Genomic DNA, 25,679 nt, shown 5'->3' with positions numbered 1-25,679 from the left:
TGACAAAAAGATGAAATGCGATTAAATAGCGAAAAATATTTTATTGGCCTAGGGGCTGTTGATCTTTGATGGTTAATTTTTATTCGAATTAAAGTTAGATTAGGCAAGGGGCAAGGCTCGCCACCTAGTGAACTTGGCTAGAACCTCTGTTTATAAGGTATCAACTTCAATACGCAGGCTATCGTGTCGCCAATATTCCACATCGTAATCCAAAATTCGGCCATATTGATCATAGTTTAAACGCTGTAACAGCAAAGCAGGTCGACCAACCGACACACCTAGCGCATGAGCCGCTTGCGGGGGCATTGCGGTTGGATAGAAGGATAAATGCATGCTGGTATATATCAGCCCAAAATGTGCTTCATACACTTCGGTTAAGCTACCGTTGAGATCATGGCTCAGTAGCTCGGGAACGCGAGCGGGTAGGCAGTGGTTTTCGCAATAACAAACCGCTCTATCATCAGCGAAACGTAAACGAGTCAGGAGATAGATTTGCTCAAAAGGCTGAAGTTGCAGTGGGGACATCGCATCAAGAGGTACGGTGGCCACCCGTCCGTCCAGTAACCTAGTTTTCGGTTGCCGTCCTTGCTCAATGCAGAGTTTATGAAAATTGGTATTTTGCGTGGGATCTAGCCAAAGGCGCTCCGGTGTGACAAACCAGCCTCGGCGTTCAGAGCGGTAAATTGCACCACTGGACTCTAACTGCGCCAAACTTTCGCGAATGGTTACTCTTGTCGTATTAAAAATGGCACAAAGCTCGCGTTCAGAAGGGAGCTTGTCGCCACTTTTTAATGCGCCATTTTGGATACGCGCCTGCAACTGTGCCTTAATCAGCAAGTATTGAGGGGTTTCCTCCGTTGATAATTTCATCGCTATTTCCTGTTATTGTTTTTTCACATTATACATAGTTATATGAATTTTTTGTTTCATAGCGACTTTTCCTTTGACCTTTTGGCTTATTTACGACCATGATAATAGTTATCTGGTATAGACCAAGGGTGAATTGAATGACAACGGATCATTATTTGTTATTAACTCCAGGGCCGCTGACGACCTCGAAAACCGTCAAAGAGGCGATGTTATTTGATAGTTGCACATGGGATGATGATTACAATCTGGCGGTGGTACAGCGTATTCGCCAACAGCTTGTTGAATTAGCGACAACTCAATCAGGGTACTCCGCTGTTTTGCTGCAAGGTAGTGGAAGTTATGCTGTAGAGGCGGTTTTAGGTAGTGCAGTGAGCGCTACGGACAAAGTATTTATTATCAGTAATGGGGCTTATGGCACACGGATGGCCGAAATGGCTCAGCGACTGGCTATCAATCATTGTGTGTATGATTGTGGTGAAATGACTTTACCTGATGAGCAATGGATTGAGCAAATATTACAACAAGATAGCGCAATTACACACATTGCCATGGTGCATTGTGAAACCACGACAGGGATCCTCAACCCTATCGAAAAAGTGGCGAAATTAGCCAAACAGTATCAAAAACACTATATCGTGGATGCAATGAGTAGTTTTGGGGGGATCCCTATGGATATTGCTGCGCTAAACATCGATTTCTTAATTAGTTCAGCCAATAAATGTATTCAAGGTGTACCCGGTTTTGCCTTTGTGATCGCGCGAACTCAAGCCCTTGAACAATGTAAAGGGCATTCACGTTCACTCTCACTTGATTTATATGCACAGTGGCGCTGTATGGAGGATTATCATGGCAAATGGCGGTTTACTTCACCCACACATACCGTGCTGGCTTTTGCTCAAGCACTTAAAGAGCTTAGCGAAGAAGGTGGGGTTGTGGCAAGGTTTCAACGTTACCAGCAAAACCAACAAAAGTTGGTCGCGGGTATGAGAGCATTAGGTTTTACCACATTACTCGAAGATAACGTGCATTCGCCAATTATCACTGCATTCTACTCACCAAGTTCACCTGATTATCAATTCAACACATTCTATCAGCGCTTAAAAGTTCAAGGCTTTGTTATTTACCCGGGGAAAGTCTCTCAGAGTGATTGCTTTCGTATTGGAAATATTGGTGAAGTATATGAACAACAGATAGATGCATTGCTGGTGGCAATTGAAAAAGCCATTTACTGGAAATAATAAGGGAAAAATATGGTTCGCATTCAAGCTGTTATTCTCGATTGGGCGGGCACTACCGTCGATTTTGGCTCTTTTGCGCCGACTCAAATTTTTATTGAAGCCTTTAAAGGTGCGTTTGATATTAACATTGCCCTAGCACAAGCACGGATCCCAATGGGGCTAGGCAAGTGGCAACATATTGAAGCATTGGGGAAATTACCTGAAGTTGATGCCCTTTGGAATGCAAAATTTGAGCGCTCAATGAACAATGAGGATATTGATGCTATCTACGCTGCATTTATGCCACTGCAAATTGCCAAAGTTGTCGATTTTGCCTCTCCAATTGAAGGTGTTATCGACACTATTGCGACACTACGTCAGCAAAACATTAAGATAGGTTCCTGTTCTGGGTATCCTAGAGCCGTGATGGAAAAACTGGTTCCCGCAGCTGCTGCACAAGGTTATCAGCCGGATTATTGGGTGGCGAGTGACGATATCCCAGCAGGGGCACGCCCAGGGCCATGGATGGCACTGAAAAACGTGATTGAATTAGGTATTCATTCCGTGTTCACCTGTATCAAAGTGGATGATGCGGTACCGGGGATCGAAGAAGGGCGTAATGCTGGGATGTGGAGTGTTGGGGTGGCTCTATCAGGGAATGAGTTTGGTAAAACATGGGATGAGTATCAAAGGATGCCCAAATATGACGTCGATATACTTAAACAGCGCGCGGTAGATAAGCTGTATGCCGCAGGTGCTCATTATGTGATTGATACCTTGGCTGATTTGCCGGAAGTGATTGAAAGCATCAATCAGCGTTTAGCAAAAGGCGAGCGACCTTAGCGGATTCTATTGCCCCTCAACCCAATAGTTTGCATTGAGGGGCATAGGCTTAGAAAACAGTAACGGGTAATTCAGGGGCTAATGTCGCCACCATCACGGCTTTAATGGTGTGCAAGCGGTTTTCTGCTTGATCGAACACAATGCTGTAAGGGGACTCAAACACTTCTTCAGTCACTTCTAATCCGCCAAACATATTGAACTCTTTTGCTAATTGTGCCCCAAGCGTAGTGTCTTCATTGTGAAATGCAGGTAAGCAGTGCAGGAATTTTACATTTGGGTTACCTGTTAACTTAATCACATCCATATTGACCTGATAAGGTTTTAACAGATGAATTCTTTGTGCCCAAACCTCTTTGGCTTCCCCCATTGATACCCACACATCGGTATAAATAAAGTCTGCCCCTTTGACACCTTGTGCCACATCTTCAGTGAGCGTGATTTTCGCCCCTGTCGTTTTGGCAATTTGTTGGCAGGTATCAATCAGCGCCTGTTCAGGCCAGCAACTCTTAGGCGCCACTAAACGCAAATCTAACCCTGTCAGCGCGGCCGCTTCTAACATAGAGTTACCCATGTTATTGCGCGCATCGCCTAAATATGCAAATTTAATTTCAGAGAAAGGGGTATTTGGTCGGTGTTCTTGAATCGTCAGCAAGTCGGCTAATAACTGTGTGGGATGGAATTCGTTAGTTAGTCCATTCCACACAGGCACTCCCGAATGCGCGGCTAATACATCAACAGTGCTTTGCGCAAAGCCCCGATATTGGATCCCATCGTACATTCTGCCGAGGACTCTTGCGGTATCTTTCATCGTTTCTTTGTGGCCAATTTGGCTACCAGAAGGCCCTAAATAGGTCACTCTAGCGCCTTGGTCAAAGGCGCCAACTTCAAATGCGCAGCGGGTGCGTGTGGAATCTTTTTCAAAGATAAGGGCTAAATTTTTACCAGCAAGAAGGGGGGGCTCAGTCCCTGCTTTTTTTTCTGATTTTAACCAAGCAGAGAGTTTTAATAATGAATGAATTTCGCTAGAAGTAAAATCCAATAATCTGAGAAAATGCTTATTATAGAAGGGATTCATAAAATGCAGCCTTTTTTAGTTGAATTAATATTCAATTTATATTCATAAAAATTCAAAATCAACCCCAAATGAAAAAGAATTATTTTGAAAAGTATGGTTTCACTGCTAACCCTATGGGAGAATGAGGCAGAGAATAGCGATAATGGAATAAGGGGTGTGGATATGGTTGATAAAGCAGAACTCGATGCACAGCACGAAGAAACTCGGCTAATTATCGAAGAATTACTGGAAGATGGCAGTGACCCAGATGCACTGTATGCCATTGAACATCACTTTTCTGCGGATAACTTTGCGTTATTAGAAAAGGCCGCAGTTGAAGCGTTTAAACTCGGTTATGAAGTGACGGATGCAGAAGAGCTCGAAATCGAAACGGGTGAAACACTAATGTGCTGTGATGTGATCAGTGAAAGTGCATTAAATGCAGAGTTAATTGATGCTCAGGTTGAGCAATTAATGAAACTGGCTGAAAAAATGGGCGTCAATTACGATGGTTGGGGCACTTATTTTGAAGATCCAGACGCAGAATATGACGACGAAGACGGTGACGATCCTGAACCAGAAGATCGGGTTCATTAATAATTAGTCGAATCGTTTATAGACTTAAAAGGATAGCTAAAAACTATCCTTTTTTGTTTTACGGATTAAAATTATAACGCCTTCAACATGCGAATTTCACAGTCACTATGACCAGTATTACCCAGAGGCTCATCGATAAAGTCGAAGCCTAATTTTTCATATAATTTAATCGCAGCTTGCAGCTCTTTAGTGGTTTCTAAGTAGCAGCGGGTATAACCTTGCTGTTTAGCAAATTCCAGTGACTGAAGGACGATTTGCTTGGCTAAGCCTTTACCGCGTAATACAGATGAGAGATACATTTTTTGTAGTTCTGCGGTTTGTTCGTCGCCACCGGCAACTTGAGAAATCCCGCCGCCGCCAACTACCTTACCGTCCATTTCGACCACCCAGTACGCGCTGCGTGGCTTACTATACACTTCATATAAGGTATCTAAAATAGGGTCCGCTACAGCAAAACCTTTATCTGCGGTTAAACCATGTTCTGCGGAAACTTCACGAATAACTGCCGCGATCCCTGGATTATCTTTAGGTTCAATTAAACGAATTTGAACAGTAGAGGTTGTGTTTGTTGTCATGAGAACATCTCTTTTTATTTGTATTGATTATAACTTCAATTGAACCATTGGTTGGTGCAATGCTTATGATATTGAGGATCTTTCAAGGTTTTTCAATACTCAGAGATAAAAAAGCCCTGACTCATCGATGACAAGTCAGGGCGAGAGATGCAAAACTTAATGATTACAAAGAGGCAATAGTCACTTTCTGTGCTTCAATTTTCGCTTTCGCTTCAATATTTGCAGTTAAACGCTCACGCTCTTTTTCCACTACCGCAGCAGGTGCACGGCTAACGAAACCATCGTTTGCCAGTTTGCTTTCAATAGCGTCAATTTCTTTAACCACTTTTTCCAGCTCTTTATCTAAACGAGCCAGTTCCGCGTCTTTGTCGACAAGACCAGCCATTGGGATCAGTAGCTCAGCACCACCAACCAGTTTAGTGACAGAAACAGGGGCCTCTTCACCTTCAGCCAGTATGCGGATGCTCTCTAAGCGTGCCATCGATTTGATAAAGCTTTGGTTTTCTTCTACACGGCGTTTAGCATCCGCAGAAGCACCACGCAACATCACATCCAGTGGTTTGCCTGGAGAAATGTTCATTTCTGCACGGATATTACGTACAGCAATAATCGCTTCTTTGATCCACTCAAGATCGCTCAGTGCAAGTTCATCGACTTTAGCCGCATCGAACTCTGGAAACGCTTGTAGCATAATGGTATCGGCATCAATACCTTTAACCACTTTAACACGTTGCCAAATGGTCTCAGTAATGAATGGAATGATTGGATGAGCAAGGCGCAGCAAGCCTTCTAGTACCTCAATTAAAGTAAAACGAGCGGCACGAACTTGCGCTTCGTTACCTTTATGAACCGCAGGCTTAGACAGCTCTAAGTACCAGTCACAGAACTCATTCCATGTGAAATCATACAAAATACCTGCGGCGATATCGTAACGGTGAGTATCTAGCGCTTCACGGTACGCTTTCACGGTTTGGTTGAACTGTGCCATGATCCAGCGATCAGCCAATGAGAAGCTCATTTCACCGCCATTTTGACCGCAGTCTTGGCCTTCCGTATTCATCAGAACGAAACGGCTTGCATTCCATAATTTATTACAGAAATTACGGTAACCAGACAGGCGTTTCATATCCCAGTTGATATCACGACCCGTTGACGCTAATGCTGCTAACGTAAAGCGTAGTGCGTCAGTACCATGGGCTTCAATTCCTTCCGGATACTCTTTACGGGTTCGTTTCGCAATTTTTTCAGCCAATTGTGGCTGCATCATGTTGCCCGTGCGTTTTTCCAGCAGATCTTCGAGTGAAATTCCATCAATCATATCCAGTGGGTCAATAACGTTCCCTTTGGACTTAGACATTTTTTGGCCTTCTTCATCACGGATCAGACCTGTCATGTAGACCGTTTTAAATGGCACTTGTGGCTCGCCGTTTTCATCTTTGATGAAGTGCATGGTCATCATGATCATACGGGCGATCCAGAAGAAAATGATATCGAAGCCACTAACTAATACATCTGTTGGATGGAAAGTTTTTAGTGCATCGGTATTTTCTGGCCAACCTAATGTTGAGAATGTCCACAGACCGGAAGAGAACCATGTGTCCAATACGTCTTCGTCTTGGCGCAGTGCAATATCTGCCGCTAGATTGTTTTCACGACGAACTTCGTCTTCATCACGGCCTACGTAGACATTGCCTTTATCGTCATACCATGCAGGAATACGGTGACCCCACCATAACTGACGAGAAATACACCAATCTTGAATATCACGCATCCAAGAGAAATACATGTTTTCGTATTGGCGTGGAACGAATTGGATACGACCATCTTCTACGGCTTTAATCGCGTCTTTCGCTAAAGGTGCCGTGCGTACATACCATTGGTCGGTCAGCATTGGCTCAATAACCACACCACCACGGTCACCGTAAGGCACGGTTAAATCGTGAGGTTTAACTTCAACTAATAAGCCGAGTGAATCGAATTCGGCAACGATGGCTTTACGTGCAGCAAAACGCTCCATCCCACGGTAATTTTCTGGAATTTCACTGCTATAGGCAGTAGAAGGGTGGCCGTTGGTATCGAAAACCTCTGCTTCGTGACGTACATTACCATCTAAATCCATCATATTAATCATTGTTAACTGATGGCGTTTACCGACTTCATAGTCGTTAAAGTCATGAGCAGGGGTGATTTTCACGCAACCCGTGCCTTTTTCCATATCCGCGTGTTCGTCACCCACAATTGGAATACGGCGATTAATAATCGGTAGAATAATTTCTTTGCCAATTAAATCTTTATAACGTGGATCTTCTGGGTTAACGGCAACACCAGTATCCCCTAACATGGTTTCAGGGCGGGTGGTGGCAACCACTAAATAATCTTTACCTTCAGCCGTTTTTGCGCCGTCAGCCAGTGGATAGCGCAGATGCCACATGGAACCTTTGATTTCACGATTTTCAACTTCAAGATCAGAAATGGCGGTATGCAGTTTAGGATCCCAGTTAACGAGGCGTTTGCCGCGGTAAATCAGGTTTTCTTTATACATCCGTACGAAGGCTTCTTTTACCGCTTTAGACAGGCCTTCATCCATGGTGAAGCGTTCGCGATCCCAGTCAACAGAGTCACCTAAACGGCGCATTTGCTGTGAGATAGTGCCGCCGGATTCTGCTTTCCACTGCCAAATTTTGTCAATGAACGGTTCACGACCATAATCGTGGCGAGTTTTACCTTCTTCCGCTGCAATTTTACGCTCAACCACCATCTGAGTTGCGATACCCGCATGGTCAGTTCCCGTCTGCCATAAGGTATTTTTACCTTGCATACGTTGGTAACGGATCATAGTGTCCATGATAGTTTGTTGGAAAGCGTGCCCCATGTGCAGGCTACCAGTGACGTTCGGTGGTGGAATAACGACACAGAAACTATCTTGGGTGGTATCCCCATTAGGTTTAAAATAACCGCTTTTCTCCCAGTGAGCATACAGGCTCTGCTCAATTTCTGCGGGGTTATAGGTTTTATCGAGGGAAGGCTCGTTCATTGGGCTATCAGGTTTCTTTTCCATCATCTTTATATTCAGTAAGTTGGCGGCGTCGCCATTGTCAAATTGAAGCCGACGCTGCGGTATGTTTTATACCGTTCACGCGCCAACTGTTTTAAAGTTTCATCAATAGGTACAAAGTCTATCACTTCATGGAAAGCTGTTGCAAAATCTGCGAAATGTGATTGTAAATTAACCAAAACATCACGAGGGGAATTGCCCCGTTTTTCAGGCCAGCAAATTTCAATAGGTGCACCATAACGAGGACCCTCTCCTGCCAAATTATGGGGAACAAATTGATGAGGATCCCGTTGCCACAAGGCTTCATCAATTTTTTCGGCTTCTTGTTGCGTTTCACACGCAATCAAAACCCGTTTTCCATGACGCCACATTTGAGCAGCAAGCTCACAAGCTAACCATTCGTGGGCTTCGTATTCAGCGTGTGGGGAGGGGGTTTTTAGCTGATAGAATGTACCTTTTTTCATATACCCATCTATACCCGTCATACTTAAATTTGTAGGGGTGTTGGCTACGCGCTTTCGCCTTAGTCACATACTTTTGTATGCTCCTAAGGCCTCAATCACTTGCCGCCTACCTACAAATTCAATTATTTAGGGTATAACGTTAAGGGTTATACTTAAATTTGTAGGGGTGTTGGCTATGCGCTTTCGCCTTAGTCACATACTTTTGTCTACTCCTAAGGCCTCAATCACTTGCCGCCTACCTACAAATTCAATTATTTAGGGTATAACGTTAAGGGTTATACTTAAATTTGTAGGGGTGTTGGCTACGCTTTACTCAGCGGTCAGTGCAAGATTATCTCTACGCTGAATTATATACTTTTTTATAGCTGCCTCAAAATGGCTTTATTCGTATATCGAAAACCAAAAAAAACATATCCCGAATCGCTATTGCTCTTCGGGATATTATTACAGACGAAGTACTGTTAAGCCACTAAATGGGATTACTCATCACCATTTAAGCCAGCACGATTCAATAAGAATTGTGCCAACATCGAAACAGGGCGACCGGTTGCGCCTTTCGCTGCGCCTGAACGCCATGCCGTACCCGCGATATCGAGATGTGCCCAATTATATTTGGTCGCAAAACGAGAGAGGAAGCAGCCTGCGGTAATTGCACCTGCTGGGCGACCACCTGTATTCGCTAAGTCAGCAAAGTTCGGCGTGATTTGGTCAAAATATTCATCCGCTAACGGTAAGCGCCATGCACGGTCGCCAGCCTGCTCAGAGGCATTTAACAGCTCATGAGCCAGTGGATTATGATTCGACATCAAGCCCGTATAGTGGCTACCTAAAGCAATGACACATGCACCCGTTAAGGTCGCGATATCGATAACCAACTCAGGATCAAAACGTTCAACATAGGTTAGCGCATCACACAGCACTAAACGACCTTCTGCATCGGTATTGAGTACTTCAACAGTTTGGCCTGACATCGTCGTGAGAATATCACCAGGGCGATAAGCACGGCCTCCCGGCATGTTTTCACAACCAGCCAGTACCCCAATCACGTTAAGAGGTAACTGTAGCTCAGTGATAAAGCGCATGACACCGTAAACAGAAGCCGCACCACACATGTCGTATTTCATTTCATCCATGCTATCGGCCGGTTTGATAGAAATACCACCTGAGTCAAAGGTTAATCCTTTACCTAACAGAACGATGGGTTTGCTGTCAGGATCTGGACTGCCTTTATATTCCATGATGGACATCAGTGATTCGTTTTGTGAACCTTGACCCACGGCTAGATATGCATTCATACCTAACTCTTTCATCTGCTCTTCACCAATCACACGAGTGGTCAGTTTGCTGTCTGAAAGATCGGCTAATTGACGCGCTTGAGACGCTAAATAACCTGCATTACAGATATTTGGAGGCATATTGCTCAGGTCTTTAGCGGCTTTAACCCCAGAGGCGATAGCCAAGCCATGAGAAATTGCACGTTCACCACTGGTGAGCTCACGGCGTGTAGGGACATTAAATACCAATTTACGCAGTGGACGGCGATGTTCTGTTTTATTACTTTTCAGTTGATCAAACACATACAGCGATTCTTTTGCAGTTTCGACGGCTTGACGGACTTTCCAGTAGTTGTTGCGACCTTTTACATGTAATTCAGTCAGGAAGCAAACGGCTTCCATTGAGCCTGTTTCATTCAGTGTGCTAATTGTTTTCTGAATAATTTGTTTAAATTGGCGCTCGTCTAACTCGCGTTCTTTACCACAGCCGATAAGCAGAATGCGTTCAGACAGAACGTTAGGTACATGATGGAGTAGCAGGGATTGACCTACTTTACCTTCAAGTTCGCCACGGCGCAGCAGGGCGCTGATATATCCGTCACTGATTTTGTCCAACTGTTCAGCAATTGGGGACAGACGGCGTGGTTCAAAGACACCGACAACGATACATGCGCTGCGTTGTTTCTCCGGGCTACCACTTTTTACACTAAACTCCATGCGTTCTCCTGAATCTTAAAGACAAAGGCCGATGCTCCCGCTAAAATTAACGTTTCGCATGATCTACCTCATAGAGAATAAACTCTTTATGTTAAACTAACCATCTATACGCGAAATAACTCACGTTGTATGCTGTTTATTGCGAAACAACGTGAAGTATGGCAAGTATATCTGGTTTCACGAATATTAAGCATGTTCTGATATTTCAATCAGTATAGAGAATGCTTTTATATCATTCTAGCCATACAATAAACCAGAGTATATGTTAGTAAATGGCAGACATTGAACGAACTTAGCCATTTTCTTCCCAAAAGACAAGTTTTCACAGGCGTAATAAGCGTGATCATTATTAGATATTTGGTACGAGAAACCCTGAAAAGCCAGTTAGCCATACTTTTTGTATTGATGCTAATCTTTTTTAGCCAGAAGTCGATAGACATTTTGGGCGCAGCTGTTCAGGGCAATATTCCCTCAAATTTAGTACTTCCTTTGTTGGGGCTAGGTGTGCCTGAAATGGCGCAGCTTATTTTGCCTTTAAGCCTATTTCTTGGGCTATTGATGACATACAGTAAACTTTATACTGAAAGCGAAATTACGGTGATGCATGCCTGTGGTTTGGGTAAAAGCGTGTTAGTCAAAGCCGCATTAGTGCTTGCTACGATCACGGCAATGGTGGCGATTGCCAATATCACGTGGATGTTGCCATGGTCATCGCAATATCAAGAACAAGTGCTTGCGGATGCAAAAGCAAATCCGGGGCTTGCGGCAATGGTGGAAGGGCAATTTAAAACCACAAAAGATGGCAACTACGTGCTGTATATTGGTGATGTTAAAGGCAGCAACTTTAAACACGTTTTCCTTGCTCAATTGCGTGCGGCGAATGAACAGCGCCCTTCTGTGGTTGTCGCGGATAGCGGCTATATGAAAGAAGACCCCGATGGTCGCCAAGTGGTTGTGCTAAATGAAGGGACTCGCTATGAAGGAACCGCATTATTGCGTGATTTTCGTATTACAGATTTTGTGAACTACCAAGCGATTGTTGATCACCAATCAGGTGAAACACGTAATGATCGCGTTGAGCAAAAAAATATGCTGCAACTGTGGGCGGAAAATACCCCAGAGGCGAATGCCGAATTTCACTGGCGCTTAACAATCGTCTTCTCTGTGGTGGTGATGGCCTTAATGGTCGTGCCATTAAGTGAAGTAAACCCTCGTCAAGGGCGTGTCCTTAGCATGTTGCCAGCCATGTTGTTGTACCTTATTTTCTTCTTACTGCAAAGTACCTTGCGTAATAGCGCTGATAAAGGTGACATTGACCCTCGTTATACCATGTGGGCAGTGAACTTAGGCTACTTGGCCTTGGCGGTGATCCTCAATGCGTGGAATACTGTCCCAATGCGCCGTATGCGTCTTAAATTAAGTAAAGGGGCGGCTTGATGTTTGGTGTTTTAGATAGATATATCGGGCGAACCATCTTAAATTCTATTTTGATGACGCTATTTTTACTGGTTTCGCTGTCTGGGATCATTAAATTTGTCGAACAGCTTCGCAAAGTGGGGGATGGGGATTACACCGCACTCAGTGCAGGGGTATTTACCTTACTGACGGTACCAAAAGACATCGATATTTTCTTTCCAATGGCTGCACTATTGGGGGCCTTAATGGGGCTTGGTGCGCTAGCCTCCCGTAGTGAACTTGTGGTGATGCAAGCCTCTGGTTTTACGCGTTTGCAAATCGCACTGTCGGTGATGAAAACGGCTATTCCACTGGTGATTGTTGCCATGTTTATCGGTGAATGGATTGCCCCTGCGGGGGAGCAGTGGGCACGAAATTACCGCGCAGAAAAAATTGTGGGTAATTCATTAGTGGTAACTGATGAGGGAATGTGGGCAAAAGATGGTCGTGATTTTATTCATATTCAGCGCATCAATAACGCAATGTCAATCCAGGATATTTCCATTTATCGCTTTGATGAACAACAAAAATTAAAATCAGTAATGTTTGCTTTAAGTGGTGAGTACGATACGGCTAATCAGCAGTGGGTGTTATCACAGGTGGATGAGTCGATTCTCAGTAGCGAGAAAAAAATCACAGGTTCACAACGGTTGACGGTTGACTGGAAAACTAACCTGACCCCAGAAAAACTTGGGATCGTTTCCCTTAATGCCGATTCGTTATCAATTCGGGGTCTATATCAATATGTCTCATACCTAAAAGAGAGTGGGCAAGTGGCAGCGGTATATGAGCTAAGTTTATGGAAAAAAATCTTAGCGCCGTTATCCGCGGCAGTGATGATGCTAATGGCAGTTTCTTTTATTTTTGGGCCACTACGCACTGTTCCAATGGGGGTTCGAGTGGTTTCGGGTATTGTCGGTGGCTTCTTATTTTACGTGCTCAACCAAGGATTTGGTAACTGGAGCCTTGTGTATTCCGTGCCTCCGATTATTGCTGCTATCTTACCAAGCTTACTGTTTTTAATTGTGAGTATTGTCTTGTTAGTTAAACGGAAATAACCGTTTATGTTGATAAAAGGCTGTGGATTGTTATGTTTCACAGCCTGTTTCTTTTACCATTATTTACTCAGAAGATAATTACCGAAGTTACTGAGGATCTCGAGAAATTTATTTTGCGGTCGAAATAAGATGTATTGTTGCTTATTTCCTTCTAATGAACTGACATATTCCCCTTTAACACCAATCACATTTGCCCCGCTTTTATTGGCTAATTGCTGAGCGTAAGAAAAAAATCCGCCATTTGCGGTATAAGATTGGCGGATCCTGTAGGCATTCTGCTGTTCTATTTTTGCAAATTCTTTTTGCGCATTTTGGCGAGCGTCAGCCACTTGCTGTTGATATTCAGGGGTTTTCCTTAAATCTTTCAGCTTGAGATGGTCAAACTGGCTAAGGTCAATTTCTATCTGAATTGGCTTTTGAGGCGTAGGGAAAACGCTATGGTGGTTAGCGATTTTTCTCAGTTGTAGGACTAACTCAGAAGCGTTGCCTTGTCTAGTGGTACTGGGTCGTAGTATATGACGTGAAAAAAATAATGATATTTTCATCTTATTTCCTTTTTTGAGTAATAAAAAAGCAAATAAGCATAGCCTTTAGCAAAGCGAAAACATTGTATAAAGCGCTACGTAAATTAAAAAATAGGCTAAATTGCTCGCGGCTGTTTATCTTTGCTGCTGATTTTTACCGCTAAAAAAGCCAAAAAAAAAAACCAAAAAAAATGGCTAAACATATCCGTCGTACTGACTGACGACGATTTGAATCAACTATTGTCCTTAAACGCTGCCCTACAGGTTCGATTAAATCACGTTTCACTCATTTGATGCTGCGTTAAATGGCTCTCCCTTGCCTAAAATGGCTTTAATTCGAATCAAAATCCACCATCCAAGATAAACAGCCTTAGGCGATGAGATCACGAGTTACCGAATAGTGATATGCAAACGCTCAGCTACTCACCTGAAATAATGGATATGTTTAGCCAAGGAGTGAATAGCCTAGTGAACTGATTAACCTTAATAAAGGGGGATGCGGTTTAAATAATTTTCTTTTTGGGTAGCTTGAATTATCTACATTATCAATGGCTAAAATATTTTTACCGCTTTTATTAGCAATTTGCTGAGCAAGGGAAAAAATCCCCCCTTTCATGCTGTTTTGTACTTTAAATTTAAAAGCGGCATTGCACTCTTCTCGGTAAATACGCCTTTCTTCTTGTCGATAGGCTCTTACTGCCAAAAGCGCTAAATCATCTGAGTCATCTTCAGAAATTTGGAGCGCAATGGATTTTGGTTTTGGAACTTGAACTGGGTGATTTTTAATGTGATTTAACACTTGTTTTAGTTCAGTTTGGCTGATTTTATGGCACTCTTTGGCGTAAAAGTCAGACTGTAATGAAAAAGCTTTTATTCTCATATTAAATACTTTAAGTCGAATTAACAGACAAAAAGCATACCGAGAACGGGGGGAAATTGATTATAAAAACAAAGAATAAAATTGTTAAAAACCGCCTGATGGGATCAGGCTGTTGAGGTTGTTGACAAAGTGGGAGAAAAGCGTGGTTTTCCCACTTTGTGTTATCAGGCGAAAATCAATATATTGATTTTCCTTATTTTTTCAAAACCTTTCCAACCTGCTGGCAAACCTAATCGGTTTGTCAGCAGTCTGAACAGCCTGATGGGATCAGGCTGTTGTTGCTATCAACGTAATAACCCGGGTAAATCCGCGTTTTAGAGTAGGGGTATAACTCGCCATTGCTTGTAAAGCGTCGACGGTACCCTTTCAATGTTTCCCATACGCATGGTTAGATGAGAGTGATGCGACTAACTCATTAACACCCAAAGTTAACTTGCTGAATTTGCTACTATCTTTACGAGTCATTACCACAAAAACACCAATGTTTTGCTGGGGGATCATCGCCATATAGGTATTAAAGCCGCCACCGCCGCCCGTTTTTTGGTAAATGCCGGGAATGCCATTTTTCGGTTTCATATAAACCCAGCCGAGGCCTAGCCCATCAGCATGACCAGCTACATCCATCCCTTTAATTTCTAATAGCTTTTCTCGCGGAAAGTAAATACCTTGTTCCCGCGCTGCCGTAGCTTTACGTAAGTTAGTATCGGTGGATAAAAATTGTTGCATCCACTTTTGCATATCTGCAGGCGTTGAATACACACCACCACTACCTGCTGCAGCAAGGGTGTTATGGCATGGGCTTGGTTTAGTTCCTTCCATTAAACGGGCACATTGCGCATTACTTGGGGTGTAAGTCGTGTCCGTCATCTTCGCAGGAGATGTCACATAATGGCTAAATAGCTGTGGATATGGCTGACCAGTAGCCTTGATCATCGCATCAGCCAATAAGTCGTAAGCGAGGTTAGAATAGGAGGCTTCTGTTCCTGGTGTTGCATCCAGCTTACCTGTTTTTAACCATGCCCAGCGGTTATCTTGTGTTGGCCAAATAAACACGGGACGACCCCATTTACCACCGGGTTGTTCACGCGGCAGCCCACTGGTGTGGCTTGCAAGATGATACAAACGAATTGGTTGCCCGCTGCCGTTGTCAGGCACCGTAACACCGTGATAAGCATACTGCTGTAGTGGGTCGGTAATAAGTAGTTTTTTGTCTTGTTCAAGCTTAATTAATATTTCGCTTGTCATTAATTTGGTAATCGATGCTATGCGAATTAATGAATTTGGACCAGGCTTCTTTCCATTACCGGGTGCGGTTTCACCATAATAACGGGATAGTGTTTGGTTATTATCAATAACGATAATCGCCATACCTCGTGCATCGCTCTCATTAAAAATACGATTAGCATATAAATCGACAATCTTGGCGACGCGCTCGTAAGTCCTTCTATCTCCCTCAAAAACCTGCCAATCTGAGGATTCAACATCATTACTTTGTAAAAACTTAGGTGTTTTTTCTGTCTTGGTTGAACATGCCATTAAAGCAAGGGACAACGCAGATACAGACAGAATTTTTAGAAATGATTTCTTCATGTTTGGAGCCAGCCGATATGATTGTTTGCAAGTGGCTTTTCAGCCAACCTTATTTTTTCTTAGCGAAAATTCGCATTATTGCACCAATTACGATGCCAATAACGACCCCTGTTGCTATCCATCCTACAAAACCCATAATAACGCCTTTTAATATTGCACTTGATTGCGGTTAAACTAACAAAAATAATAGCCTATCGCTAGGGGCTGTTTATCTTTGCTGCTGAATTTTACCGCTAAAAAAGACCAAAAAAGCAATCCAAAAAATGGATAAATGTTTCCCTCGTACTGACTGACGACGATTTGAATCAACTATTGTCCTTAAACGCAGCTCTACAGGTTCGATGAAAGCACGTTTCACTCATTTGATGCGACGTTGAAAGGCTCTAGTCAAGTTCACTCGGCGGCGAACCTTTCCCCTTGCCTAACATGGCGTTAATTCGAATAACAGTTGACCATCAAAGAACAACAGCCCCTAGCCGCCCAAGTACGGGTATGAAAAAATAATTAGCAAAAAAGTAACATACTCATTAATCAATATATAAACAAAAGAAGCTTTCTTATCTGCTCACCGTATTATTGTTCAATATGCTTTTTTTTTAATCGAACAATCGCCCGCAACACGAATAAGTGTTGCCAGTAGACACAAGGCAAGTATAATGGCAGCGTTTTCCAAGAAACACATCACTTCAGTGCCGGAGTGGCGGAATTGGTAGACGCAGTTGATTCAAAATCAACCGCCTTCGGGTGTGCCGGTTCGAGTCCGGCCTTCGGCACCATAAGAACATCAAGAGACGTCAACGGACGTCTTTTTTTGTATCTGAAATCTTAAGTTTACAAGGCTTTTCCCCACTTTTCAGTCTTCCTAAGTATACTAAGGTCAACCCACATCAAGTACCTGCTGTTGGTATAATTGATTGTATCTACACACTTTCTGTTAGGCCAAATTTCTGGCAAAGCCACTTTTGCACCGTTAAAGGCTTCGCTACGTTTGAAGTCGTGATTTTCACTATTATGGGCCAGTTCTGCGATGAGTACACTAGCGGTTATTGGGAATACTGCACCTTATCTAACGGTGGTGCATTTATTTATCCCGATTTGAATCAAGAGGAGCTTACGCTATTCAATCCGCATAATGGCAATGAAGCGAACGTTAGCTGTGAAGCGGCAGGCATTGCTGTATGTTTGATGATGTACAGTTTATGGTCATTTCAAACGGAAAGTGACACTCTCGTCGAGCGTTTCTATCAGCTTCGTGACTATGCAATACAGCATGCTGAATCTACTGAAATTTTTCATATAATCGATTAAATCATTCTTTCTCATCAGATCCATTCGCAGCGTTGACTTATCTCCATTAATTCATCTTTAGAGAAATTCCCATGACTCGTTTAGCTTCCCGCTTTGGTGCGGCAAATAGCATTCGTCGTGACCGCCCGTTAACCATTGAAGAATTGTTCCGCACAGTACCTATCGTATTTTCAGAAGAAAAACACGAATCCAGAAGTGAACGTTATACTTACATCCCAACCATTACCTTATTAGATAGTCTTCAAAAGGAAGGCTTCTACCCGTTCTTCGCTTGCCAGATTCGTGTACGCGATGCCAGCCGTCGAGAGCACATCAAGCATATGTTACGGCTCAGGCGACACGATCAAATCACAGGGATTCAAGTTCCTGAAATTATCCTCTTAAACAGTCATGATGGATCAAGTAGCTATCAGATGTTACCGGGGCTATTTAGAGCGGTATGTCAAAATGGTTTGGTTTGCGGAGATACGTTTGGTGAAGTGCGTGTACCGCACAAAGGCGATGTGGTGGGTAAAGTGATTGAAGGGGCGTATGAGGTATTGGAAACGTTTGATACGGTGGCTGAAAAGCGCGAACAGATGCAATCGTTATTGTTACCGCCACCAGCACAGCAGGCCTTGGCACATGCGGCTTTAACCTATCGCTTTGGTGAGGAGCATCAACCTATTACCGAAGAGCAAGTATTACAACCTCGTCGCTGGGAAGATAAGAAAGATGATCTGTGGACGGTGTACCAACGTTTACAGGAAAATTTAATCAAGGGAGGATTATCAGGTAGGAACGCTAAAGGCAAGCGAGCTCGCACGCGTTTTGTTAATAGCATTGATGGGGAGTGGACAATATCAAATTGAATAAGGCACTGTGGGTGATGACAGAGAAGATGTATGAGCATTTTAGTAAATAAGAATTCATATATAAAAATAGGAGTTAGTCTATTCAAATACATTTTATGTTAATTGATACTAGAAGATATTTTATCAAGGCAATATTGTGATTATTTGGTGAGGGATTAGGAATGAAATTATTGAATGCTTGGTAAGCTATTTGATAATTTGATTATTGTGAAATTAAATAAAAATAAGGAAGAGTATAGTGAAACTAACAGATGTAATAACTGATTGTATTAATCTTAAGTTAAGTGGTTCGGCTGTAGATAGCATGATTCAGTGTTTGGGAGGAAATGTACTACAGGAAAGAAAACCTGTATTAACCATAGAAATGCTTAATAAAGAAGAATTACTTTGGATGATGCGTGATGCAAATGATGTTCATGTTTATATTAGTGCTGATGTTTTACATATAAATGCGTTGTATAAGCCAACAACTCATTTTCCAGCAGCTAGAATTTATTTTATGAAATCAAGTGATCTTTTTTTGTTTGCTCGAATAGGTAGCTATCTTGAAAATAAAGGAGTTAAACTGAATCCTATAGATGATACTAATTTTTCAAAATTAATCGATGATGTTGGATATATGCAGCGTTATAAAGTTTGGTTGAATAAAAGAAATATGGATTCAAATTTTTTTAATGGTTTACTTGATGGGAGATTGAAAAATACGTCTGTAAATCAAGGGGTTTGGCTATCTTCCAATGGGAAATGTTTAGTTTGTGGTGTAGAAACAGATCGAGTAGCAACCAGTACAATTTATGGAGACTCAGGAATGATGATTGGTATGCAACTATGTCTGGAACATGAGGTAGCATCTCAGGATAAATCAACATTACTGAATTATCTCTCAGAACATTTGGGGGGTAGAGACATATTTTCAAATACATTCCCATTAACTATTGAAGAATGTCTCGAGCAGACTTGTGATGTTCTTAAAACAAGTCTTGAATGTTCGATTATTAAAGTTGATGGAAATACTGTAACTGCCCGTAGACATTCTGGAATTACTATAGTAATTAGACAACATTCTTTATCAAATTATGCCTATAATATTTTAAGTGCTGAAGGAAAGGCGCTATCTAGGGTTGATTCAGCTGATCATCATGATATTTTTTATGGGCCTGATCATGTTCATTATGATTTACGAAAATCGAAAAAAAATATTGTTGAAACTAGTTTTACATATGGTGATGTTGGTTTAGACATAAAGCTTCTTTTAAAATTAGTACAGGAAGCTGAAAAAAATTGTAAGATATGATGTATAGCATCTCTTAAAATAGCGTTGTCTCAATTTATAATTTGTTAAAACTGATAAATAGAATGTTCTATTTATCATAACGATGAGTCTAACTCCCATGGCAAATCTCTTCTGCCGTTCACTGCTTTAAGAGTACCATCATTTCTTAACTGCTGTGCTGCCCAACGAATATCATATTGCCATGTATATAAAATATTGCCGGAAGCCTTCAACTTAGATTCATAGTGCTCCCAAACATATTTTGAGACTTCACGAGGCCAAGCTTTACCGCCTTTTTCTTGTAGGCATTCAATTATCCATTCTTTCATTATTTCTCTTGTTACTGTTACCATAATATTGCCTACTAAATGAGTGAGTAACTACATAGTATAAATAATAAATGTTCTATAGTTAAATAGATAGATAAACTACATGTTTCTATGAGATACAGCTAATCTAATGATAGATTTAAACCGCTGAGTATATATTTAAGTATACAAAAATTTTTCTATTAATTTATTTCAAACAAAAACAATGCATTGCATATAAAAAGCGAGTCCGGCCTTCGCACCATCTTGACGTATACTAACGTCTCAAATTATCCATATAATAAAAAATATCTAATAAAATCAATAATAACCTTATCTAGTAATGTCTACTTCCCCTAAAATAAGACAGCTATAATTAGATTTTCTGCCCTAAAACTTGCAGAGGTCATGATGAAAAAAGCCCGTTTTACTGAAACTCAAATCGTTAATATCTTAAAACTCGCTGATTCTGGTATGAAAGTGGAAGATATATGCCGCCAAAATGGGATTAGTAATGCTACATACTACAATTGGAAATCAAAGTATGGTGGTATGGAAGCTAATGATGTTAAACGATTAAAAGAGCTTGAAGAGGAAAATGCAAAGCTCAAAAAAATGTTTGCAGAAGTTAGCCTTGAAAATCATGCCATGAAGGCACTTTTTGCAAAAAAGGGTTGGTAGTGACTGAGAAGAAGTCCAGCGCTCAATCATTGAAGAGTGCCGGTTTATCAGTCATGAAAGCTTGTCAGCTGACATCATTATCACGCGCAACATTTTATCGTCAATCTGTTGATTGGCGTAAAAAAGATTGTGTAGTGATTGATGCACTCCAATCCGTTTTAGCTAAATCGCCACAATCAGGATTTTGGAAGTGCTATTTTCGGCTGAGATTTCAAGGTTATTCCTTTAATCATAAACGCATTTATCGTGTTTATTGCCGATTAGGATTAAATCTAAAACGTCGTGTTAAAAAAGTGAGCCCTGTACGTGAAAAAAGGCCGTTAGTGATTGAAAAAATCCCGAATGTTCAATGGGCATTGGATTTTGTACATGACAGTGTATATTGTGGTAAGCGTTTCAGAACCTTAAATATTATCGATGAAGGAACACGTGAATGTTTGGCGATTGAAGTGGATACCTCGTTGCCAGCTGAACGGGTTATTAGAGTACTCGAACGTTTGAAAATCGATAGAGGATTGCCAAAACAAATTCGCGTGGATAATGGGCCTGAACTTATTTCAGTTAATCTATTGAATTATTGTACAAATAATCAGATTGAGCTATGCCATATTCAACCCGGTAAACCGCAACAAAACGGTTTTATCGAACGCTTTAATGGTTCATTTCGCCGTGAATTTTTAAATGCCTATTTATTTGAATCATTAAGCCAAGTACGTGAAATGGTGTGGTTTTGGCAACAAGATTATAATTTGAATCGAACTCATGAAAGTTTAAATCACCTCCCACCGGAGGTCTATCGTAAACAGTTAGAAAACTCTAATTTGGGGTGTCTCAATTAATGGGGAGTGAACAGGAGAATTTAAATACGTTTTTTGCTTATCCCGATGATATTCGCAAAGCGATTTACACGACAAATGCGATTGAATCACTCAATAGTGTTATTCGTCATGCTATTAAGAAGTGAAAAGTATTCCCGAGTGATGATTCAGTCAGAAAAGTGATTTATCTCGCCATCGAATCAGCCTCTAAAAAATGGAGTATGCCAATTCAAAACTGGAAACAGGCAATGAGTCGTTTTATTATTGAGTTTGGTGACCGCCTAGACGGCCACATTTAATGAAAGGCAAATACACAGAATTATTTACAGGGTCGGGTAGACTAAGGCTCTACCCTATATTAACGCCGTCCTAAAGACTCTAATGCCCATATCATTTTTAAATAAATTAATAAAATGATCACAGCTGAAACGAGTATACTCCAATTGAATAATGTATCTCCTTTTAATTCTGAGGCTAAGTAAATACCATAGGCTGCAATAATATAATCAGAAATGATTAAGAGCCGTCTTGCCAGAATTAATCGTTTTGAATGATGATAATTTACAGCATAGCGTTTTTTTATTTCAAAATAGGCTATTACGCCTAATAAAGCAAAAAAATAGTAAGCAATATAGGGAATCATTTCATAATATCTCCATTAGTGTGATACTTCTGCTCATTCCCTTCCCTTTATCATCAGTATATTTGTAGTAGGAAACGTTGCATCATTGTTTGATATCATATAAGGCTCACTTTTTTAAGGTTTTTTCTTTTACTTTAAAGTTAATTATCATCTAACCTCAGTAACTTCAATATCTTACGAAGTGAAAAATCAGCTGCATATGCAACTATAGGAATGAAAAATACACCATGTATTACGTAAGAAACCATGAACATGTGGCCAAATACTCCAGTGATTGAACCACTACTGGAGTAATGATTCGGATTAGAAATATAAATATTAAAGTACCAAGTAATTACAGACAATATGTACGGTAGAGCTATGAAAAAGAAAAAACGATAGCCATTAATTATCTTATTTTTGATGCATAAAAAGAATAAGGGGGCTATAGATAAAAGGTAAATAGTAAAAATTATACTCAATAAGGTTTGATGTTGAAATATAGGTGTGAAGTGGCATAGTTAATTTGGCCACCTGAATAGAGGTGTTATTATACGCCTCATAACTTAACAGGTGACATATATGACAAAGCAAACTCGACGCAATTTCAGTGCTGAATTTAAGCTTGAAGCGGCTCAACTCGTTGTTGACCAAAACTACTCTACGATTGAAGCCGCAGAAGCCATGAATGTGGGTAAATCCACCATGGACAGATGGGTTCGCCAACTTAAACAAGAGCGTAAAGGCATTTCACCCAAAGCCTTACCGATGACGCCTCAATAAATTGAACTCCGTGAATTGAAAAAGAAAATTGCTCGCCTAGAAGAGCATAATGAAATTCTAAAGAAGGCTACTGCTCTGGTGATGTCGGACTCGCTGAACAATTCACGTTAATCAAAAAACTGAGTCAGAGCTATTGTGTTAGTATGTGATGCAGCGTGTTTAATGTTCATCGAAGCAGCTACAAATATTGGTGTTATCGCTCAAAGAAAGTGACGATAGGGCAATTACAGCTACGTACTAAAGTGCGCGAAGCCCATGAACAAAGCCGAGGTTCCGCGGGCGCTCGGACAATTGCGGGTATGGTCACTGCAAAAGGGATAAAATTATCCCGTTATCGAGCGACTAATTTAATGAAATTATTAGGTTTAGTGAGTTGCCAAACACCAAGACATCGATATAAGAAAGCCGTTCAGGAACACGTTGAAATACCGAATTATTTAGGACGTCAATTTGCTGTTACAGAGCCAGACCAAGTTTGGGTGGGTGATGTCACGTCTATTTGGGCGGGTAATCGCTGGATGTATCTTGCTGTTGTGATGGATTTATTTTCTCGAAAACCTGTTGGTTGGGCGATGTCCTTTTCACCAAATAGTCAACTTACAGCAAATGCGCTCTCGATGGCTTTTGAATTGAGAGGAAAACCGACAAACCTTCTGTTCCATAGTGACCAAGGTAGGCATTATACAAGCCGCGAATATCGCCAGTTATTATGGCGCTATCAAATAAAGCAAAGTTTATCTCGACGCGGTAATTGCTGGGATAATGCACCCATGGAGCGTTTTTTTCGAAGTTTAAAAGCGGAATGGGTGCCCGCATTAGGTTACCGAAATATGATAGAGGCACAACAAGAAATAACCCGATATATCATTGGCTATTACAGTCAACTCAGACCCCATCAATATAACGGTGGGTTAACACCCAATGAGTCGGAACGATTATTTTGGAAAAACTCTAAAACTGTGGCCAGATTTTATTGACCACTTCATATCATAGTAGATTTTATCTTTTGGGTGTTTCTAATGTAGAGATAAAATAGAAGTACATTAATAATAATACTAATGAAGATATTAGGACGCTCCAATCTTTAATGTCATCATTTTTTCCAATACTCATAAGGTATAAGCTAAATGTTCCCATGCAGTAAAAGCTAATGATAGATATTACTCTAATATAGTTTAATTTTCGATTATTCCTGTAATCAGATAACTTTTTCTTTTTTAAGGATACATATAAAAAAAAGCTGATTATGCTTAGACTGTAATATATAAAATAGATCACTTTTTTTCCTGATTTTAACCTAATGGAATACCAGCTAAATCCGCATAATACGGTTTGCCATTTTTATCTGTGCATACGAGTATTTTCGATGGAGTATCATCATTACCCGTGATTAGCATGGCCGTATAGCACTCATCAACAATCTCTTTAACATTTGATATTTTTTCAGGTTCATTGATAACAAGACTAATATGATTATTTTCTTTATCAATAACAATCATATTTTTAATATCATCCGTTATATCCAGTAACGAAAGACCATCACTAACAATTTCAACCATAAGTAACCTATTACTCAATTGTTTATAAGCATACTCAAGATCTTTTCTCATATATTCTTTAAAGAATATATTTTTATTTGGATTACCGTATTCATTTAGCTTTGGAATGAGTTTTAGTTTGCCTGATATGGAGATACCTAAATCAATGAGATCATAGGCTAGATTTCCTACTGATTCATTAAAACCTAATAATTTCGCCGTGGCTTTGTATCCCTCACGTAAAGGACCTTGAATATTGCTATCTCCTTGATAAATTCCCACTCCTCCTTCATAAATCCCATTAACTCCGTGGGCTATCAGAGGTGCTCCAATTAAACAACCTAGACCAGTAGAACATAATCCAATACCTGCACCAGTCATAGCTATACCGCCAACAATGGATAATCCATTAGAAATAAGGTCAAATGCTTGTTCTCTTAAGCTCTTTTCTTCCTGTTTTAACTCGGCAGAACCTTGTTCATAACTTTTTTGGCCAGATTCAACCTGATCAACAATTTGATAAGCAAAAGTTTCAACATCGTTTTTAAATTCGCTTTTTACTTCAGGATAATAGAGATGCTTTTCACAAAGCTCATCAGCACAATCAATTAGGTGTTGTGCATCAATTCTAATTTTGTTGCTGTCATTGGCAATAATAGAAGGAGCGTAATGATTACTTGGTTGGCTAATTGGTTGCTGAGTCGGAGTTTCGGGAGCTACAGGGTTATATGCGCGAGACATCGGCTCATCTTCTTTACTGTAGCAGTCAGTGATGGAGTTTATCAGTCTTGCTTTACATGGACAGGAGCTAAAACTATCCAGTGTTCCCGCCATCATACGGCCATTACCCCATACATTGCTAACGCCACCCAGAATATTGTATGTTCCTGAATGCTTGCCACAGGTAACCAAATCCCCCTGACGTGCAGCAGCTCTGCCATGAAATATAAAGGTATTATCACCGGTTAAAATCTGACCGCCACAGGTGGTTTTATCACCAACTCGTAAAAAGTAGCCTATTGCCATGAATATCTTTTTATTTAGCTTAAGTTTGATTGTATTGTTAATTAACAACAAAAGATTGACAAGTTATTTTTAATAATTTTCACTAATTACAATAAATAAGAGTGGCTAGCGATTGTTTTTGTATAATATTAATATCTAAAATAAATAGGGTTTTATGACGGCGGTTTATTTAAAGAAATTATAGAAATACGTAACTCAGTTTTCAAACTTCAAACCACGGGGTATAGATTTGAGTATACAAAATTTTTTCTATTATTTATATCAATCATAAACAACTTATTGACTAATGAAAGCG

General features: G+C 40.9%; 20 protein-coding genes, 1 tRNA gene and 3 pseudogenes. 12 read left to right on the top strand and 12 right to left on the bottom strand.

Features of this window, described 5'->3' with window-relative positions; genetic code table 11:
• Positions 1–150: 150 nt before the first annotated feature.
• Positions 151–870 carry a phosphonate utilization transcriptional regulator PhnR gene (phnR, locus tag AB6N04_RS14380; RefSeq protein ID WP_369308976.1) on the bottom strand — a complete coding sequence of 240 codons (720 nt, stop codon included), beginning with the start codon at positions 868–870 and terminating at the stop codon, positions 151–153.
• Positions 871–1,007: 137 nt separating this feature from the next.
• On the opposite strand from phnR, the gene phnW reads away from it, so the two are divergent.
• Both phnW and phnX read left to right on the top strand, forming a co-directional pair.
• Positions 1,008–2,108: a 2-aminoethylphosphonate--pyruvate transaminase gene (phnW, locus tag AB6N04_RS14375; protein WP_369308975.1), complete on the top strand. Its 1,101-nt coding sequence runs from the start codon at positions 1,008–1,010 to the stop codon at positions 2,106–2,108.
• 12 nt (positions 2,109–2,120) lie between these two features.
• Positions 2,121–2,930, top strand: a complete 810-nt coding sequence (gene phnX / locus AB6N04_RS14370) for a phosphonoacetaldehyde hydrolase (protein ID WP_369308974.1) — start codon at positions 2,121–2,123, stop codon at positions 2,928–2,930.
• A 49-nt stretch (positions 2,931–2,979) separates the two neighbouring features.
• Here the strand turns inward: phnX and argF are convergent, their stop codons facing one another.
• On the bottom strand, positions 2,980–4,005 hold the full coding sequence (gene argF / locus AB6N04_RS14365; protein ID WP_369308973.1) for an ornithine carbamoyltransferase: 1,026 nt from the start codon (positions 4,003–4,005) through the stop codon (positions 2,980–2,982).
• Positions 4,006–4,167: 162 nt separating this feature from the next.
• Here argF and rraB point away from each other — a divergent pair, with 162 nt between their 5' ends.
• The gene (gene rraB / locus AB6N04_RS14360) at positions 4,168–4,581 is read left to right on the top strand and encodes a ribonuclease E inhibitor RraB (protein WP_369308972.1); all 414 of its coding nucleotides are present in this window, start codon (positions 4,168–4,170) and stop codon (positions 4,579–4,581) included.
• A 71-nt stretch (positions 4,582–4,652) separates the two neighbouring features.
• Here rraB and AB6N04_RS14355 read toward each other — a convergent pair whose 3' ends face one another.
• The 4 genes from AB6N04_RS14355 to pepA all read right to left on the bottom strand — a co-directional run bounded on the left by AB6N04_RS14355 (position 4,653) and on the right by pepA (position 10,666).
• Positions 4,653–5,156 (bottom strand): GNAT family N-acetyltransferase, encoded by a 504-nt coding sequence (locus AB6N04_RS14355; RefSeq protein ID WP_369308971.1) that lies wholly within the window; start codon positions 5,154–5,156, stop codon positions 4,653–4,655.
• Between the two features lie 163 nt (positions 5,157–5,319).
• On the bottom strand, positions 5,320–8,190 hold the full coding sequence (locus AB6N04_RS14350; RefSeq protein ID WP_369312128.1) for a valine--tRNA ligase: 2,871 nt from the start codon (positions 8,188–8,190) through the stop codon (positions 5,320–5,322).
• Positions 8,191–8,225: 35 nt separating this feature from the next.
• Entirely contained in the window at positions 8,226–8,675 is a 450-nt protein-coding gene (locus tag AB6N04_RS14345) for a DNA polymerase III subunit chi (protein WP_369308970.1), read from the bottom strand.
• 479 nt (positions 8,676–9,154) lie between these two features.
• Positions 9,155–10,666 carry a leucyl aminopeptidase gene (gene pepA / locus AB6N04_RS14340; protein ID WP_369308969.1) on the bottom strand — a complete coding sequence of 504 codons (1,512 nt, stop codon included), beginning with the start codon at positions 10,664–10,666 and terminating at the stop codon, positions 9,155–9,157.
• A gap of 339 nt (positions 10,667–11,005) precedes the next feature.
• Between pepA and lptF the strand changes: the two genes are divergently transcribed.
• Positions 11,006–12,103 carry an LPS export ABC transporter permease LptF gene (lptF, locus tag AB6N04_RS14335; RefSeq protein WP_369308968.1) on the top strand — a complete coding sequence of 366 codons (1,098 nt, stop codon included), beginning with the start codon at positions 11,006–11,008 and terminating at the stop codon, positions 12,101–12,103.
• On the top strand, positions 12,103–13,179 hold the full coding sequence (gene lptG / locus AB6N04_RS14330) for an LPS export ABC transporter permease LptG (RefSeq protein ID WP_369308967.1): 1,077 nt from the start codon (positions 12,103–12,105) through the stop codon (positions 13,177–13,179). The genes lptF and lptG overlap by 1 nt, the downstream gene beginning before the upstream one ends.
• Before the next feature lie 59 nt (positions 13,180–13,238).
• Here the strand turns inward: lptG and AB6N04_RS14325 are convergent, their stop codons facing one another.
• From AB6N04_RS14325 to ampH, 3 genes are all read right to left on the bottom strand, one after another.
• Positions 13,239–13,724 (bottom strand): hypothetical protein, encoded by a 486-nt coding sequence (locus tag AB6N04_RS14325; protein ID WP_369308966.1) that lies wholly within the window; start codon positions 13,722–13,724, stop codon positions 13,239–13,241.
• 424 nt (positions 13,725–14,148) lie between these two features.
• On the bottom strand, positions 14,149–14,583 hold the full coding sequence (locus AB6N04_RS14320; RefSeq protein ID WP_369308965.1) for a hypothetical protein: 435 nt from the start codon (positions 14,581–14,583) through the stop codon (positions 14,149–14,151).
• A gap of 366 nt (positions 14,584–14,949) precedes the next feature.
• The gene (ampH, locus tag AB6N04_RS14315; RefSeq protein WP_369308964.1) at positions 14,950–16,173 is read right to left on the bottom strand and encodes a D-alanyl-D-alanine-carboxypeptidase/endopeptidase AmpH; all 1,224 of its coding nucleotides are present in this window, start codon (positions 16,171–16,173) and stop codon (positions 14,950–14,952) included.
• Between the two features lie 691 nt (positions 16,174–16,864).
• Between ampH and AB6N04_RS14310 the strand changes: the two genes are divergently transcribed.
• The 4 genes and pseudogenes from AB6N04_RS14310 (at position 16,865) to AB6N04_RS14295 (ending at position 19,629) form a co-directional block, all read left to right on the top strand.
• Positions 16,865–16,949, top strand: a tRNA-Leu gene (locus AB6N04_RS14310).
• Between the two features lie 130 nt (positions 16,950–17,079).
• On the top strand, positions 17,080–17,481 hold the full coding sequence (locus tag AB6N04_RS14305) for an antirestriction protein (protein ID WP_369312126.1): 402 nt from the start codon (positions 17,080–17,082) through the stop codon (positions 17,479–17,481).
• Between the two features lie 71 nt (positions 17,482–17,552).
• Positions 17,553–18,385 (top strand): annotated as a pseudogene (locus AB6N04_RS14300) (DUF932 domain-containing protein).
• Positions 18,386–18,573: 188 nt separating this feature from the next.
• Positions 18,574–19,629, top strand: coding sequence for a hypothetical protein (locus AB6N04_RS14295; RefSeq protein ID WP_369308963.1), 1,056 nt, complete (start codon positions 18,574–18,576; stop codon positions 19,627–19,629).
• A 74-nt stretch (positions 19,630–19,703) separates the two neighbouring features.
• Here AB6N04_RS14295 and AB6N04_RS14290 read toward each other — a convergent pair whose 3' ends face one another.
• On the bottom strand, positions 19,704–19,961 hold the full coding sequence (locus AB6N04_RS14290) for a hypothetical protein (protein WP_369308962.1): 258 nt from the start codon (positions 19,959–19,961) through the stop codon (positions 19,704–19,706).
• Positions 19,962–20,327: 366 nt separating this feature from the next.
• Here AB6N04_RS14290 and AB6N04_RS14285 point away from each other — a divergent pair.
• Together AB6N04_RS14285 and AB6N04_RS14280 are read left to right on the top strand one after the other, a co-directional pair.
• A protein-coding gene (locus tag AB6N04_RS14285) for an IS3 family transposase (RefSeq protein WP_369312124.1) occupies positions 20,328–21,436 on the top strand; the annotation gives its coding sequence in 2 pieces (ribosomal slippage) (positions 20,328–20,580 and positions 20,580–21,436; 1,110 coding nt in all).
• 14 nt (positions 21,437–21,450) lie between these two features.
• Positions 21,451–21,714, top strand: a pseudogene (locus AB6N04_RS14280) (transposase); the annotation flags it as partial.
• A gap of 59 nt (positions 21,715–21,773) precedes the next feature.
• Here the strand turns inward: AB6N04_RS14280 and AB6N04_RS14275 are convergent.
• Positions 21,774–22,058, bottom strand: a complete 285-nt coding sequence (locus AB6N04_RS14275) for a hypothetical protein (RefSeq protein WP_369308961.1) — start codon at positions 22,056–22,058, stop codon at positions 21,774–21,776.
• 561 nt (positions 22,059–22,619) lie between these two features.
• Here AB6N04_RS14275 and AB6N04_RS14270 point away from each other — a divergent pair.
• Positions 22,620–23,797: pseudogene (locus AB6N04_RS14270) on the top strand (IS3 family transposase).
• Between the two features lie 315 nt (positions 23,798–24,112).
• On the opposite strand, the gene AB6N04_RS14265 reads toward AB6N04_RS14270, so the two are convergent.
• On the bottom strand, positions 24,113–25,384 hold the full coding sequence (locus AB6N04_RS14265) for a DUF4225 domain-containing protein (protein ID WP_369308960.1): 1,272 nt from the start codon (positions 25,382–25,384) through the stop codon (positions 24,113–24,115).
• Positions 25,385–25,679: the final 295 nt, after the last annotated feature.

The sequence above is a fragment of the Providencia rettgeri genome, from assembly GCF_041075285.1.
Classification (GTDB): Bacteria; Pseudomonadota; Gammaproteobacteria; order Enterobacterales; family Enterobacteriaceae; genus Providencia; species Providencia rettgeri_G.
Note: the sequence above shows the minus strand (reverse complement) of the source record. Positions and strands in the feature narration are given on the sequence as shown.